The 17,925-nt window shown below is 69.0% G+C and carries 1 protein-coding gene (cut by a window edge); it reads left to right on the plus strand.

Annotated elements, in window-relative coordinates:
* Positions 1-17,925, plus strand: the 5' end (the start) of a protein-coding gene (locus tag FHW85_RS14245; RefSeq protein ID WP_168648677.1) for an Ig-like domain-containing protein. 20,487 nt of this gene lie beyond the right edge of the window; 17,925 of the gene's 38,412 nt are visible here — the first part of the coding sequence; it begins with the start codon at positions 1-3; its stop codon lies beyond the right edge, outside the window.

Below are 17,925 nucleotides of genomic sequence, written 5' to 3' on the forward strand. Positions count from 1 at the left end.
ATGGAACAGTCGCACGGCAACAGCAACGGCAAGCTCAACGAAACCTCCGCCGCGGAAGCGATCGACACCGCACCTGCTTCGAACACACCGGCCATCCGCTTCGAAGCGCTGGAACCGCGCGTGCTGCTGTCCGGCGACGTCAATCCCGCCGCGCTGTCGATCAACGGCGCGCTCGATGCGCCCGGCCAGCAGAAGCAGTACCAGTTCACCGTGCAGGACACCAAGCGCGTCGTCTTCGACAGCCTGACCAACCGCTCGGATCTCAACTGGACGCTGACCGGCCCGAACGGCACCGTGGTCAACGGCCGCCAGTTCTCCGACGACGGCAACAGCAGCAGCATGCCGGCGTTCGACCTCGGCAGCGGCACCTATACGCTGACCGTGGCGGGCTCCGCCGATGCCACCGGCAGCTACGCCATGCGCATCGTGGACGCCACCGCGGCCGCCAATCTCACGCCCGGCACGGCCGTGTCCGACACCCTGGTGCAGGGCAACGAGACCAGCGTCTACCGCTTCGACGCCAGCGCCGGCCAGCAGTTCTTCTTCAAGAGCAACAGCGTCAGCGGCGGCTCCGCCTACTGGCGCCTGATCGATCCGTACGGCCGCCAGGTCGGCCCGCACTACAGCATCGGCAGCGACCCGGACACCTTCAGCGTGCCCAGCAGCGGCGAATACCTGCTGCTGGTGGAAGGCGCCTCGTACAACACCGCGCCGGTGAGCTACAGCTTCACGCTCAACCCCGTGGTGAATCCGCAGCTGCCGCTGACGCTGGACCAGGTCACCACCGCGGTAACCCAGCCCGGCCAGACCAACTACTACAGCTTCACGCTCAACGCCGACACCCAGATGGCGTTCGACGCGCTGAGCAACAATTTCAACTGGGGCCTGAGCGGCCCCAACGGCGACATCGTCGCGCCGCATAACCAGTCCGAAACCAGCAACGCCTTCGAACTGTCGGCGGGCACCTACACGCTGGCGGTGCGCGGCTACAACGGCCAGGCGGGCAGCTATGCCTTCCGCATGCTCACCGATGCCTCCGCGCACACGCTGGCCGTCAACACGCCGATCAGCGGCACGCTGGACCAGCCCACCGGCTCGACCATCTACAAGGTGGCGCTGACCCAGGGCCAGAAGCTGTACCTCGGCAGCCAGTCGCCCACCGGCGGCACGGTCTACTGGCGGCTGCTCGATGCCTACGGCAACCCGGTGCAGAGCAGCTATCTGGGTTCGGGCACGGCGCCGTTCACCGTGGCCTCGACCGGCACCTACTGGCTGATGCTGGACGGCTATATCTACAACTCGCCCACCGCGGCCATCGGCTACAACTTCCAGCTCAACCAGGTGCCGGATCTCACTTCCGCGCTGAGCATCGGCACCGCGGTGAACGGCTCGATCCCGCTGGCCGGCCAGTCGGCGGTGTACTCCTTCCATCTGGCCGCGGCCACGCAGCTGGCCTTCGATGCGCTGTCCAGCCGCGGCGACATGCTGTGGTCGCTGGCCGGCCCGCGCGGCCAGGAAGTCAACAGCCGCTCGCTGAATTCCTCCGACGGCAACTCGGGGCAGAACGTACTGGCGCTGCCGGCGGGCGACTACACGCTCACCGTGCAGGGTTCCGGCGATGCCACCGGTGCGTTCGCATTCAACCTGCTGGACCTGTCCACCGCCGCGGCGCTGGCGCAGGGCGCGCCGCTGTCCGGCACGCTGTCGCCGGGCAACAGCAGCAGCGCGTACCAGTTCACCGCCGCGGCGGGCGACAGCGTCGCCGTGCATGCGGCCAGCGCCACCGGCGGCAGCGCGGTGTGGCGGATCGTCGACATGTTCGGCCGCACCATCGGCACCGGCAATCTGTCCGGCGACAGCGCGGCGGTGAGCCTGGCCAATGCGGGCAGCTACACGCTGCTGATCGAAGGCTATGCCGGCAACACCGCGCCGGTGAATTTCCAGGCTCGCCTGGACAACACCGGCAACACCGCCCCGGCGCCGCTGCCGGCAGGCGATCCGCTCACGCTCGGCAGCGTCACCGCCGGCACCTTGGCGGCGTGGAACAGCACGCAGACCTATCGCTTCACGCTCGGCGCCACCACCCAGCTGCTGCTGGACGCGCAGCAGTCCGGCAACACCTACTGGAACCTGCAAGGTCCGCGCGGCACCGAATTCAATACCTGGGTTTCCAGCGGCGACCAGATCCTCACCCTGCCCGCCGGCGACTATGCGCTGACCCTGCAGGGCGCGCCGTCCAGCGGCTACAGCGCCGGCGCCTACGCCTTCAGCGCGGTCGACCTGTCCACCCTGCCGAACCTGCAGCTGGGCCAGCAGACCATCGCCCAGCGTTCGCCGGGCAGCGCCGCCGCGGGCTACCGCGTGCAGGCCAGCACCGGGCAGACCCTGCTGCTCAACACCGACTACATCTCCGGCTACAGCCCGACCTGGCGCCTGGTCGGCCCGCAGGGACAGGTGCTGCCGGCGCAGTCCGGCGACAACATCGGCACGCTGTTCCGCGTTCCGGCGGACGGCACCTACACGCTGCTGGACCTGGGCTACTACTACGACAGCTACGCCACCGACCGCGACACCTTCACCCTCAGCGCGACGGACACCAGCACCACGCCGCTGTCGTTCAACGACGTCGCCCACGCCACGCTGGCCGGCCGCCAGTCGATCGCGCAGTACAGCTTCACCCTGGACCATGCGCAGACCGTGGTGCCGGACTTCCTCGCCGGCGCCAACGGCAATCCGTCCAACCTGCAATGGATGCTGCGCTCCACCGCCGGCACCATCGTCGGCTGGCAATGGGCCAGCTACGACCAGGGCACCATGCAGCTGCTGCCGCCGGGGCAGTACACGCTGCTGTTCCGCAGCAGCAACGACACGCCCACCGACCTGTCCTTCCGCGTGCTCGACCGCGGCATCGCGCAGGAGCTGCAGCCCGGCACGCCGGTGCAGACCACCCTGGTCACCGACCAGACGCAGCTCTTCCGCTTCAACGCCAGCGCGGGCGACCACTTCTACCTGCAGAGCGACCCCAGCGCGCAGACCAACAATGCCGACTGGCGCATCCTGGCGCCGGGCGGCGCCGTCATCGCGTCGGGCTCGATCTACAACGGCTACGACAACGCCGACATCGCCGCGACCTATACCGGCGAGTATCTGCTGGTGGTCTCGCCCTATGTGGGCAACAGCGCGCCGAAGTCGCAGCCGCTGAACTTCACCCTGGGCCTGCGCAGCGCGCAGAACGCCGCGCTCACGCTGGGCGCCGATACCGCCGGCGCGATCACCCAGCCCGGCCAGAGCATCCAGTATAGCTTCACCCTGGACGCGCCGACCTCGGTGCTGATGAACACGCCGGTCAACAACGGCTCCTACCTGCGCTGGAGCCTCACCGGCCCGCGCGGCCCGGAAGTGTCGCAGCGCGATTTCAGCTATTCGAGCCAGAACCTGCTCGACCTGCCCGCCGGCACTTATGTGCTGACCGTGGCCTATGGCGACCTCTCCACCGGCAATTTCCATTTCAGCCTGCTCAACCAGGCCGCCATGCCCGCGCTGGCGGCCGACACGCCGACCACCGCCACGCTGCCGGCCGCCGGGCTGCCGGCGCCGTACCGCTTCGACGTGGCCGCCGACGGCGACTTCCGCCTGGAAGGGCCGCAGGACGGCAACTCCGAACAGTGGCAGGTGCAGAACGCGCAAGGCCAGGTGATCGCCAGCGGCAACAGCAACTACGACAACGCCACGCCGTTCCACCTCGCCGCCGGCAGCTATGTGCTCAGCTGGCAGAACGCATGGAACGCCAGCACCGACGCCGCGGTGAACTTCGTGCTGCGCCACGTCGTCACCACGGTGCAGCCGCTGGTGCCGGGCACGCCGGCCACGGCCGCCATCGCCACGCCAGGCCAGCGCTACGCATACGACTTCGCGCTCGGCGCGCCGGGCGCGGTGCTGTTCCAGAGCCTGGCCCACCGCAGCGACCTGAGCTGGCAGCTGCAAGGCCCGCTCGGCAGCGTGGTCAACAGCGCGGCAATGGACGGCAGCGGCGACCTGCTGCTGCAGCTGGCCGCCGCGGGCAACTACCGGCTCACCGTCATCCCCAATGGCGCGGCCACCGGCGCCTTCGCCTTCAACCTGTTCGACTTCAACAGCACGGCGGCACTCAGCCTGGGCGCGGCGCAGACGGCGCGCATCGCACCGTCCGGCAGCAGCGTGCTGTACGCCGTGCAAGGTGCGGCCGGCGATTACCTCACGTTCCACTTCGACAGCATCACCGGCAGCGGCGCATCCGCGCGCGTGCTCGATGCCAGCGGCAACGTGGTGCTGAACTTCGGCAACGTGGCCGCCGGCCAGGACCTGCTGTTCAAGCTGCCGCACGACGGCCGCTACCAGCTGCAGCTGAGCGGTAATGGCGATGGCGCCGAAACCGACATCGGCTACAGCGCCGCGCTGACCACGCCTGCGCATGCCAGTCTCACGCTCGGCACCGACGTGCAAGGCCACAGCAGCGTGGCCGGCGTGCCGGACAGCTATGCCTTCGCCATCGCCGCGCCGACCACCGTGCTGGTCGATGGCTTCGGCGACGCCGGCCAGCGCTGGAACATCCGCGCCGCCGACGGCAGCCTGGTGCAGACCGGCCACACCGGCACGGCATCCGCCTGCCTGCTCGGCCCGGGCACCTACACGCTGGAAGTGCTCGCCGACGATGCGTCGCAGCTCGGTGCCTACGGCGTGCGTATCGTCGACTTCGCCAGCGCGACCGATCTCGCCATCGGTTCGTCCAGCGTCAGCGCTGCCGACAGCCACGCCCTGGTCTACCGCCTCACCGCGGGCGTGGACCAGTCGGCGATCCAGCTCGCGGTGAGCACCGCGCAGGGCAGCGGCGCCAGCATCCGCGTGTACGACGCCGGCGGCCGGCTGGTCGCTTCCGGCAGCGGCGCGCTCGCCGCCACCGCGATCGCGCAGAGCGTCGCCGCCGGCACGCAGCGCTATCTGGTGATCGATGGCGCCGCCGCCGACTACACGGTGACCTCCAGCGAAACGCAGGCGCCGCCGGCGCCGCCGCTGGCCTGGGGCGGTTCGGTCAATGGCAGCTTCAACTTCGTCGGCGACAGCGCAAGCTACCGGGTGACGATCGGCTACGCGCAGACCCTTGCCATCGCCAACCTGCTGCGCGACCTCGGTTCGCACGGCGTGCACTGGCGCCTGACGCCGGCCGGCGCTTCCAGCGAGAACCCGTGGTCCGACGAGGACGCCAGCGCCTACGCCGCGCTGCCCTATGCCGGCGACTACGTGCTGACCATCGCCGCCACCGCGGACCAGGCCAGCTACGCGTTCCAGACCGTCGACACCGCCGCCGCAGCTGCCTTGCCCACGGGCACCAGCAGCGGCCAGCTTGCCGCCGGCCAGGCGGCCGTGGTCTACCGCTACGAAGCGAACGGCTCCGGCGCGCTGCATATCGCGCTGGACGCCAGCGGCGACAGCTCGCTGGCCTGGTCGCTGTACGACCTGGGCGGCAACCTGGTCGCCGATGGCGCGGCCGGCACCGCGGTGGATACGCCTGTGCTGGGCACCGGCTCCTACCGCCTGCTGCTCGCGCGCACCGGCAATACGGATGCCGCGTTCGCGCTGCACGTCGACGCCGTGGCGCCGCCGGCCGCGCAGCCCGGCGACAGCCTCGCCGGCAGCACCGATCCGGTCACCGGCTTCGCGGTCTACCGCATCACGCTCGACCACGACATGCGCGTGCTGCTGCACAACCTCGGTTCCGACGGCGACATCCAGTGGGGCCTGACGCCGATCGGCGGCGAGCCTGCGCTGGCGTGGCTGCAGAACAACAATCCGGGTTCGCTGGATGTGGAAAACAGCGCGCCCTCGCTGCAGCAGCTCACCGGCGGCAGCTACGAGCTGTGGATCCGCAGCGACAGTCCGGGCGCGCATTACGCCCTGCAGCTGCTCGATCTGTCCGACGCGCCGGCGCTGCCGGCCGGCGGCGTGCCGGGCAGCATCGCCGGCGGCGCGGCCGCCGTGGCCTATCGCTTCACGCTGGCCGCGCCCAGCGCACTGCACCTGGCGTTCGGCGTGGCCGACGCCTCGTCGCTGCGCTGGAGCCTGTTCGACACCTACGGCAACCTGATCGCGCAGGCCGTCGACGGCAGCGACACCGACCTGGCCACCCTGCCCGGCGGCGACTACGTGCTGGTGCTGAAGGGCCAGGATCCGGAGGGCGCGGACGTCGCCTACACACTGGCGCAGAGCGCCGCCACGCTGCCGCAGATCCAGCCGGGCCAGTACGTCAACGGCACGCTGAGCGGCAATCCGGACAACCCACAGGGTTACCGCCTCAGCCTCGATCACGCCACCAACCTCCTGCTGAGCCGGCTGGTCGACGGCGGCAACATCCAGTACAGCATCTACTACAACGGTTACCCCTACGACGCGCAGGTCCAGGGCGACCGCTATTTCCTTCCGCCGGGCGACTACGACATCCGCGTCACCGGCAACTGGAGCGGCGAGAGCTACGCCTTCGCGCTGACCGACCTGTCGCAGGCGCCGTCGCTCGATGGCGCCGGCAGCGCGCAGGCGCAGTTCGACGCCAGCCACACCACCGCGGCCTACACCTTCACCAGCGACGGCCAGTCCGCCTACGACTTCGGCGTCGCCGGCGGCGACGAGGCTGTCGGCGTCGAGTGGGTGCTCTACGACGAAAACGGCTACGCGGTCACCTCCGGCAGCAGCGGCTTCCATCGCCAGCAGCTGTCCTCCGGCACCTACACCCTGCTCGCCTACCCCGACACCGTCGGCGGCACGGATCCGATTCCCTATACGGTCAAGGGTGCACCGGTTGCAGTACCGGTGTACGCGCTGACGCCCGGCGCCGACCAGCCGATCGTGCTGGACGAGGCAGGCAACTACCACGCCGGCTACAGCTTCAGCCTGGACGCGCCAGGCCGCTTCATCGCGGTAGCTGCCAATCTGCCCAACCAAGCGATCTATTTCGACGTCGTCGACGCCACCGGCCAGATGTGGAGCAACGGCACCGTCTACCTGTCGAACGGCCAGACCACGCTGCTGCAGTTGCCGAAGGGCACTTACACGCTGCGCATGTACAGCTACGGCCCGGTCGGCACCGACAGCAGCTCGTCGCCCAGCTTCCGCCTGATCGATGTGGATACCGCGGCGGACCTGTCGCCCGGCACCACCGCCAGCGCCGACCTGGCCGACACCTCCGGCGCGCAGGTGTGGCATTTCACCGGCCATGCGGGCGACAGCATCGGCCTGTCGCTGCAGGCCAGCAGCACCAGCATCGGTTCGCCGCAGGCGCTGTGGTACCTGTTCGCGCCGGATGGCAGCGTCATCTCCTCGGGCTGGGTCGGCACCGGCCTCGCCCAGCTCAGCCTCGATCTGTCGGCCACCGGCAACTATGCGCTGGTGCTGTCCCATGCCAACGGTCCGCTGACGATCACCGCCGGCAACACGCTCACCGGCCATATCGATCCGCCGGTGCTGCCCACCGCGCCGCTCACGCTGGGCCAGGCCAGCAGCGTCACGCTGACCAACAACGACGCGCGCGCCTACACCTTCACGCTGGACCAGGCCGCGCTGGTCTCGGTCAACGGCTGGGCCACCAGCTGGGGCATCCAGTGGCGCCTGCTCGATGCCAACGGCCAGGTGCTGTCCGGCAACTTCCCCGGCTACGAAGGCAACTTCATGCAGCCCGAGCGGCTGGCGGCGGGCGACTACACGCTGGAGATCGACGCCTCGCTGGACGGCTCGGCGGATCTCGACTTCAGCGTCGCCACGCAAGCCCAGGCCACCGTCGCCGACGGCGCACTCGCGGCGCCGGCGGTGCTCGGCCTGTACGGCTTCAAGGTCAAGGCCGGACAGGACTACTACGTCACCGGCGCGCCCGGCAGCCAGGTGCAGCTCTACGACGCCAGCCTCAACGCGCAAGGCTCGTACTGGTTCAACGACAACACCGGCTACTACGTGGTGCACGCCGACAGCGACGGCACCTGGTACGCCGCGCTCACCAACACCTATTTGAACGACAACACGGCCACCGCGCTGCGCATCGCGGCGCCCACGCCGCTGCTGTCGGGCCAGCGCCTGGCGGATACGCTGCCGGCCGAAGGCGGCGTGAAGCTGTACAGCATCGACCTGGACCACGACCAGGTGATCAGCCTGTGGATGCCCAGCTACAGCGACGGCGTCTCCGCCGAATTCCAGCTGCCGGGCCGCAACTACCAGCTCAACAGCAACGGCTACTACACGCTGTTCCTGAGCAAGGGCCACTACGTCATCCCCGTCACCAGCCGTGGCAACGGCGGTGGCGGCGGCGAATCCTTCGCCGCGGCGATGAGCGAAGGCGCCAACCCTGGCGACGCCAGCTACACGCTGATGTTCCAGAGCTTCGCCGACGCCATCGCACTGCCGCTGGATACGCCGGCCACCGTGACGCTCAACCCCGGCCAGCTGCAGACCTACGCCTTCCAGGCGCAGGCCGGACAGCGCCTGCACTTCGTGCCGCAGGCCGGCAGCAGCGGCGACGGCGCGTGGGAGATCTTCGACGCGCAGGGCCAGAACGTGTGGAGCGACAGCTCCTCCAGCAACGACGCGCTGCCGGCCTTCGCCAGCAGCGGCACCTATTACCTGGTGTGGTCGGCCACCGGCGATGCCGCCGGTCCGGCCAGCTACGGCTTCGCGCTGGATAGCACGCAGCCGGCCGCCAACGGCACGGCGCAGCTCGGCGACACTTTGCAGGTCGACACCCAAGGTACGTCCGACACGGTCTATTACGACCTCAACGTCGCGGCGCCCACGCGCCTGCTGCTCGACGCGCTCGCCAACACCGGCGCCGGCTACGACTGGCAGCTCACCCAGAACGAGAACTACCTCGGCTGGGGCAGCTGGATGCCCGGCAATGCCGCGGTGCAAGGCATCACCCTCGCCGCCGGCAGCTACCGCCTGACCCTGCGCGCCAAGGGCGCCGATGCCAGCCACCTGTCGCTGGCGCTGCTCGACGCCGCCGTCGCGGCGCCGCTGCCGCTCGATGCACCGCTCAACGACAGCATCGCCCCGGGCCAGGCCAAGGCCTACGCGTTCGACGGCAACGCGGGCGACACCTTGCACGTGGCGTCGCTCGACCACGGCACGCTCAGCGGCCAGTGGATCCTGCTCGACCCGAACGGCAGCATCGCCGCCAGCGGCGACCTCACCAGCGCCACCGACGTGGCGCTGAATGCGAACGGCCGCTACGTGCTGCTCTACCAGGCCGATGCCGGCAGCGGCACCGCGCCGGTGGCGTTCCAGTTCGAGCTGAGCCACGTGCGGGTGCAGCTCGGCGACGTGCTGCGCCCCACCGGCCCGGCCACGTACAGCTTCCACCTCGACCGCGCCACCCACCTGCTGCTGGACCTGGGCTATCTCAACTACGACGGCTACCTCAACTGGCACATCGCGCGGCACGGCCAGACGCTGCTCGACAGCCAGGACGACGCCGCCCAGCCCGACGCCGCCTTCGAGCTGGAAGGCGGCGACTACCAGCTGGTCATCGACAGCATGCCGTACGGCTTCGACAACGCGCGCCTGCGCCTGCTGGACCTGGGCACCGCCACCGCGCTGACGAAAGGCGCTGCCACCACCGGCGACACCGTCGCCGGCAATGCGGAGCTGTTCCGCTTCGACGCCAACAGCGGCGACACCGTCACCCTGGACAGCAGCGACAACTTCAGCTGGACGCTGTACGACGAGTTCGGCCACTACCTGCAGCAGGTGCAGGGCGCCGGCAGCATCGCCAACCTGCCGCGCACCGGCAGCTATTACCTGGTGCGCGAGACCCAGGACGACGGCAGCGCCGCCGCGCAGAACTACAGCTTCACCCTCACCACCTCGCACCTGCTGCCGGCGCTGCCGGTGGGCGGCGCCGTGCAGGGCCTGCTGCAGAACGGCAGCCTGGCTTATCAGCTGCAGGCCAGCCAGAGCACGTCGCTCCTGGTCACCATGCCGTCCGAACAGAACGTACGCATGGACGTCTACGACGGCCAGGGCACCCTGCTCTATTCCTTCGATCCGCACAGCGCCAACCGCGCGGTGATCCTGCCGGGCGCGGGCCTCTACACCTTCCGCTTCGTCGATCTCAACGGCAATGCCGGCACGCGCTGGATCAACTTCAACGCGCTGGACCTGTCCACCGTGCCCGCGCTGCTGCCGGACGTGCTGACCACCGGCACCTATACGCCGAGCAACGGCCCGCAGGTGTTCCAGCTCAACCTGGCCCAGGCCAGCGAGTTCTGGTTCGACCCGATCAACACCACCGGCCAGCAGAGCTATCTGAACTGGCACCTGGTCTCGCCCTATGGCAGCGAGGTCGCCTACGGTTCGATGTACTACCAGAGCGGCGCGCTGCCGCTGGCGGCGGGCAACTACTACCTGGTGATCGACAACCCCGGCTACGTGCCGTGGAGCTCGGTCAACTACAGCTTCGCCATCAAGGCCGGCTATACCGCGCTGCAGCCCAACACCGCCGTCAGCGGCACCGCGCCGGCCTCCGGCGTGCCGCTGCAGTACACGGTGCACCTTGACCACGACTCGGTAGTGGCGTTCGACGCCCTCAACCTGCCCAACGGCGCCTACTGGAAGCTGACGAGCGCCAGCGGCTCGCAGGTGTTCTACCAGCAGATGGGCTACACCTACTCGTACAACTACAGCTACGACTTCAACGGCCTGCTCGCCGCCGGCGACTACCTGCTGACGGTGTGGAGCAACAACAGCAGCGCCAACCCCTTCAGTTTCCGCATGCTCGACGCCGCGCACGCCACGGCGGTGACGCCCGGCACGCCGGTCAGCACCACCATGGACACCGCCGGCGGCCTGCAGCTGTACAGCTTCGACGTGGAGGCCGGCGCGCATTACTTCCTCGACGCGCTGCCGGGCCTGAGCGCCACCAGCAGCGGCTACGTGCCGACCTGGACCCTGCTCGATCCGCAGGGCCGCACCGTGTTCTACCAGCAGAGCATGGGCAACGATTACGGCAGCTGGAACGGCAGCAACTACACCTACCAGTTCAACGGCAGCGGCATCGACCTGGGCCACCTGCTGGTCGGCGGCCGCTATACCCTGGTGCTGGCCAACTCCAGCTACAACAGCGGCGGCAATGTCACGCCGAACGTTTCGTTCAACGTGGTGCGCGTGCCCGACACGCCGGTCACCGTGCTGGACACGCTCGTCGTCACCCCGGCGCCCGACCTCACCGTCACCTCGGTGAACGTGTCGCCCGCCGGCACGCTGCAGACCGGCCAGACCGTCGACGTGCAATGGGTGGTCGCCAACCAGGGCGTGCTGCCGGCCAGCGGCAACTGGAACGACCGCATCGTCATCCGCAACGTCGCCACCGGCGTGATCCTGGCCGACATCAGCGTGCCGTACGACGCCTCCGACGCGGCCAACGGCCCGATCGGCGTGGGCGATGCGCGCACGCGCCACCAGCAGATCCGCCTGCCGGACGGCTCCTACGCCGCCGGCACCATCAGCATCACCGTGCTCACCGACGCGGACAACGTGGTCAAGGAGAGCAACAGCGCCGGCAACGCGGAAAGCAACAACGCCGCCAGCATCACCGCCACGGTGCAGCTGTCGCCGTATGCCGACCTCACCGTGCAGGATCTCAGCCTGCAGCCGTCGAGCGCCTTCCAGCCGGGCCAGAGCGTCAACGTGAGCTGGAGCGTCGGCAACCAGGGCAACGTCGCCGTGGCGCAGCCGTGGAGCGAAACGCTGGAGGTGCGCAACCTGTCCACCGGCAAGGTGGTGGCCACCGTCACCCTGCGCGACCTGCTCGACAACGGCCCGCTCGCCGCCGGCGCCACGCGCCAGCGCACGGCCAGCTTCACCTGGCCGACCGGCGTGGATGCCTCCGGCAACTTCGCCATCCGCGTGATCGCCGACAGCCTGGGCGAGATTCCCGAGGCCAATGCCAATGGCACCGGCGAGAGCAACAACGTCGCCGAGATCGACCAGGCGGTCGGCCCCGACCTGCAGGTGCAGAACCTGCAGGTGGTCAGCACCACCGTCCAGGCCGGCGGCCTGGTCACCATTACCTGGGAAGACTGGAACCAGGGCGCCAGCGCCACCGGCACCGCGTTCAACGACCGCATCACGGTCAGCCGCGTCGACAACGGCATGAGCGTGCTCGACACCAGCCTGGTGTACGACCCAACCGCGCTGGTCAACGGCCAGGTCAACGGCCCGATCGGCCCCGGCGAGCATCGCCTGCGCAGCTTCACCTTCCGCCTGCCGGATGGCCTCAAGGGCACCGGCAACTTAAGCATCACCGTCACCGCCGACCAGAACGCGGCCGGCGTGGGCGTGCTCTACGAAACCAATCTCACCCACGACGCCGAGAGCAACAACAGCGCCGCCACCGCGGTGGTCTCCGCCGCCGTGCCGTACGCGGATCTGCGCGTGGACAGCATCGCCACGCCGCCGAACGCGATCGGCGGCCAGCCGGTGACGATCAGCTGGACCGTGGCCAACCACGGCCAGGCGCCGACCGGCGATGCCTGGTCCGACGAGATCGTGCTGAGCTCCGACGCCATCATCGGCAATGCCGACGACATCGTGATCGGCACGGTGCGCCGCAACGGCGCACTGGCGGTGGGCGGCAGCTATACGCAGAGCGCCACCCTCAACCTGCCCCTGCTCAACGACGGCCACTATTACCTGGCCGTGCGCGCCGACAGCCAGGGCGAAGTGCTGGAACCGGATACGCGCGGCAACAACGCCAGCGTGGCCAAGCCGATCACGGTAGCCGCGGCGTACGCCGATCTCGGCGTGGTGTCGGTGAGCGCGCCCGCTACCGCGATCAGCGGCGAGAACGTGCAGGTGAGCTGGACGGTGTCCAACACCGGCAATGCGCCCACCAACCTGGCACTGTGGAACGACCGAGTGGTGCTGTCGCGCACCGGCGTGCCCTCGGCCGACGACATCGTGCTGGCCGGCTCGGTCACGCATGCGGGCGTGCTCGCCAACGGCGGCGCCACCTATACCGCCACCGCGACGCTGACCCTGCCGCGCGACCTGGTGGGCGACTACTACATCCTGGTCACCACCAACCTCAACAACACCGTCACCGAGAACGGCCACACCGGCAACAACGCCGGCGCCACCACGGTGCCGCTGCACATCACCATGGCGCCTTCGGCCAACCTCACCGTCAGCGACGTCAGCGGCCCGGCCGCGGTGCGTCCGGGCGATGCGGTGAGCCTGAGCTATACCGCGCACAACACCGGCACCGGCGACGCCACCGGCGTGTGGCGCGACCGCGTATATCTGGACGACGGCCAGGGCCACCAGATCGAAGTGGCCAACCAGTTCTTCACCGGCGGCCTCGCCGCCGGTGCCAGTACGGCGCGCAGCATCGCCTTCAGCCTGCCCGCCGGCTTCACCGAGGGCACCTACACCTTCGTGGTGCGCACCGACACCGACAACACGGTGTACGAGCGCGACGGCGAGAACGACAACAGCGCCTCCGCCGCCACGCCGGTGGTGGTGGCGCGTCCGGATCTCTCGGTCAGCAAGGTCAGCGGCCCCACCCTGGTGCTGTCCGGCAGCAACCTGCACGTGCAGTGGACGGTGACCAACAACGGCGGCAACGCCAGCGGCAACTGGCTCGACCGCGTCTACCTGTCGCACAACGGCACGCTGACCCAGGTCGCCGAGCTGGCGCACAGCGGCCCGCTCGCCACCGGCGGCAGCTACGACGCCGCGGCCGATATCCAGCTGCCGCTGGATGCCAATGGCGACTACGAGATCGTGGTGGTCACCGACGCCGCCAGCGCCATCGACGACCACAGCCGCGCCAACAACACCGCACAGCAGGACCTCACCGTGCAATTGGCGCCCTATGCCGACCTTGCGGTGAGCGCCGTGCAGGCGCCGTCCACGCTGATCGCCGACCCGGCCACCATCGACGTGAGCTGGACGGTCAGCAACAACGGCACCGGCGCGGGCAGCACGTCGCAGTGGGTGGACCGGGTGATCCTGTCCACCGACGGCGTGCTCGGCAACGGCGACGACCGCGTGATCGGCGAAGTCGCGCACAACGGCGCGCTCGCCGCGGGCGCCAGCTACAACGGCGCGCTCAGCGTGATGCTGCCGCCGGGCACCACCGGCCGCTACAAGCTGTTCGTGGTGACCGACGCCACGCACCAGGTGTTCGAGAACGGCAACACCGCCAACGACACGGCCCTGCTCGGCCACAACGTCGACGTGATGCCCAAGCCGTACGCCGATCTGCAGGTGAACTCCGTTTCCACCCAGGGCACCCCGGTCAGCGGCCAGCCGCTGACCCTGACCTGGACGGTGAGCAACCAGGGCATCGGCATCACCGACAGCTCGGAGTGGTCGGACCAGGTGTGGCTCAGCGCCAACCCGGACGGCACCGGCGTGATCGCGCAGTTCGGCAGCGCCAGCCATATCGGCCAGCTGGCGGTGAACGACAGCTACACGCGCAGCATCACCGTCACCCTGCCCAACGGCATCCAGGGCAATTACTACGTCAATGTGCGCACCGGCGGGCCGTTCGAGTTCATCTACGGCGACAACGACACCGGCCACAGCGCGGCCGTGCCGGTCACGCTGGCGCCCTCGCCCGACCTGATCGTCAACTCCGCCGGCATCGCCCCGTCCTCGCCCGACAGCCTTGCCGCGGACGGCACCAGCCTGCTCGAAGGCAGCCTGGCCGACGTGACCTGGACGGTGAGCAACCAGGGCCAGGCCGATGCGGTCGGCCCGTGGACCGACACCGTCAAGCTGGTGCCCGCCAGCGGCACCGGCGCGGCCATCGTGCTCGGCAGCTACACCTACGACCGCCCGCTCAAGGCCGGCGAAAACTACAAGCGCACCGAGCAGATCCGCCTGCCGGCGAAGATCGAAGGGCTGTACCGCCTGCAGATCACCACCAATGCCAACTTCGGCGGTGCCGGCGCGCAGGTCTACGAGTACGGCGCGGCCGCCGGCAACGACGTGCTGCTGGCCAGCAACCCGACCCCCATCGCGCTGCAGCCGCGTCCGGACCTGCAGGTGGGCGCGGTCAGCATTCCCGACCACGTCACCGCCGGCACCACCGTCGGCATCCAGTACACCGTCACCAACCTGGGCACGGTGCCCGCCAGCGGTCACTGGCGCGACAAGGTCTACCTGTCGCACGACGGCACGCTCAGCGGCGACGACCAGCTGGTCGGCACCTTCGACAACGGCAGCGCGCTGGCGCCGACCCAGAGCTATTCCAACATCACCGGCAGCATCAGCATCCCGATCCGCTTCCCGGGCGATGCCTACCTGATCGTGGTGGCCGACGCCGACAACAACGTCGACGAGTACCCCAGCGACGGCAACAACGCCAAGGCGGTGCATTTCTACATCGACCCGGTGCCGTTCTCCGACCTGGTCACCAGCGGCGTGACCGCGCCGGACCAGGCCGTGCACGGCGGCACCATCGACGTGCGCTACAAGGTCAGCAACCTCGGCAGCGCCACCACGCGCGGCCTTACCGCCGACGTCAACAGCTGGACCGACACCGTGTGGCTGGCCAAGGATCCCAAGCGTCCGGGCGCCAACAAGGGCGACGTGCTGCTGGGCTCGATGGTGCACACCGGCAATCTCGCCGTGGGCGAGGATTATCTCGGCGACATGCAGGTCGCCATCCCGGATGGCACGCTCAGCGGCCAGTACTACATCACCGTCTGGACCAACACCTACGGCACCATCCTGGAAGACACGCTGGCGTCCAACATCAACCAGGACGACGCCACCCAGATCGACAACAACGACTACAAGGGCCGCCCGATCAGCGTGCTGGGCATCACCCCGCCCGACCTGGTGGTGACCCAGGTCAACGCGCCGGCCAGCATCGACGCCGGCAGCCCGGTCAGCTTCAGCTACACCGTGCAGAACCAGGGCGACCTGTTCACCGGCGGCTGGACCGACACCATCTACGTGGCCGACAACGCGGACCTGAGCAAGGCCACCCGCATCTGGACCATCGGCAGCTACACGCAGAGCCGCACGCTCAACAACGGCGAGAAGTACACGGTCAACCAGACCGTGCAGCTGGCGCCGGACATCGTCGGCAGCTACATCATCGTCAAGACCGATGCGCTCAGCCAGGTGCGCGAACTCAACGAAGCCAACAACGCCACGCCTTTCGCCGCGGCGGTGATTCCGCACCCGGCCGACCTGCAGGTGACCGCGGTGCAGGTGCAGCCGCAGAACTACTCCGGCGAGCTGACCCCGATCAGCTGGACCGTCACCAACTTCGGCCAGTCCGTATGGCCGGGCACCGTCAGCTGGCAGGACTCGGTCTTCATCAGTACCGACCCGACCTTCATCCCCAGCCGCGCGATCGCCCTGGGCAAGTTCGAACACCAGAACACCAACGGCCTGGCCGCCGGCGCCAGCTACACCACCACGGCCAACGTGGCGCTGCCGCCGGGCACCAACGGGCGCTACTACATCTACGTCATCACCGACAGCGCGCGTCCGGACAGCTCCGGCCTGCCGCCGCGCGCCGCCGACGAACTGCTCGGCGGCGGCGAAAACACCTGGGGGCTCAACCTCTACGCCAGCTCGGTCTACGAAGGCAGCGCCAACAACAACAACGTGGGCAGCAGCCCGCTGGACATCACCTATCGCGAAGCCGACCTGCAGATCGACAGCATCCAGGTCTCCAACCCGGCGCCGAAGTCCGGCGACCAGATCACCGTCACCTGGGTGGTGACCAACCGCGGCAATCGCGCCACCCGCGTGAGCAGCTGGAACGACGGCGTGTACCTGTCCAACGACAGCTCGCTCGATCCCACCGACTACCCGCTGGTGGAAGGCTCGCTGTACAGCAACCCGGGCCGCGTGCAGCCGGTTTCCCTGCTCGACGCCAACGGCAAGCCGCGCTTCCTGCAGCCGGGCGAGTCGTACACGATGTCGGCCACGTTCCACCTGCCGCAGTCGATCAGCGGCAACTACAACGTCATCGTCAAGACCGACACCGCCACTACCAAGGACTGGTACTACAGCGAGCCCAGCTCGATCCGCGACGGCCTGGACGTGGTCACCGGCAACGGCCCGGGCGCCGTGCTGGAGTTCCAGAACGAGGGCAACAACGTTTCCTCGATCGCGCTGCCGATCACCCTGGCCACGCCGCCGGACCTGCAGGTGAGCCTGGTCAGCGCGCCGGCCTCGGTGGTGGCCGGGCAGAGCTTCAGCGTCGACTACCACGTGACCAACGCCGGCGGCGACACGCCCAGCGACCAGGGCCAGTGGAACGACCTGATCTATCTCTCGCGCGACCGCTTCCTGGACGTCAACCAGGACCGCTATCTCGGCTATCTCGGCCATAGCGGCGGCCTCGCCGCGGGCGGCGGCTACGACGGCCACTTCTCGGTGACCGCGCCGCGCGACCTGGACGGCCCGTACTACGTGTTCGTGATCACCGATCCGGCGCGCGCATTCGGCGCCGGCCCGTACGGCCAGGTGCTGGAATTCGGCAACGACCAGAACAACGCCACCGCCGCGCCGCAGCCGATGCTGGTGCAGACGCCGCCGCCGGCGGACCTGAAGGTCACCGACGTGACCGTGCCGCCGCAGGCGCAGGTGGGCGACACCGTCACCGTCAACTACACCATCGTCAACGACTCCACCAATCCGGCCTACGGCCAGTGGACCGACGCGATCTATCTGTCGATGGACAACGTGTGGGGCCTGGACGACATCCTGCTGGGCAAGGTCACGCACAGCGGCGACCTGGCCGGCGGCGCCAGCTACAGCGGCAAGCTCACCGCGCAGCTGCCGCCGCTGAAGGACGGCCACTGGCGCATCATCGTGCGTCCGGACCTGTACAACGAGGTCTACGAAGGCGGCATCAGCTACGGCCCGAACGGCCTGGTGATG

Source organism: Dyella sp. SG609, from assembly GCF_012275375.1.
In the GTDB taxonomy this organism is placed as follows: domain Bacteria; phylum Pseudomonadota; class Gammaproteobacteria; order Xanthomonadales; family Rhodanobacteraceae; genus Dyella_D; species Dyella_D marensis.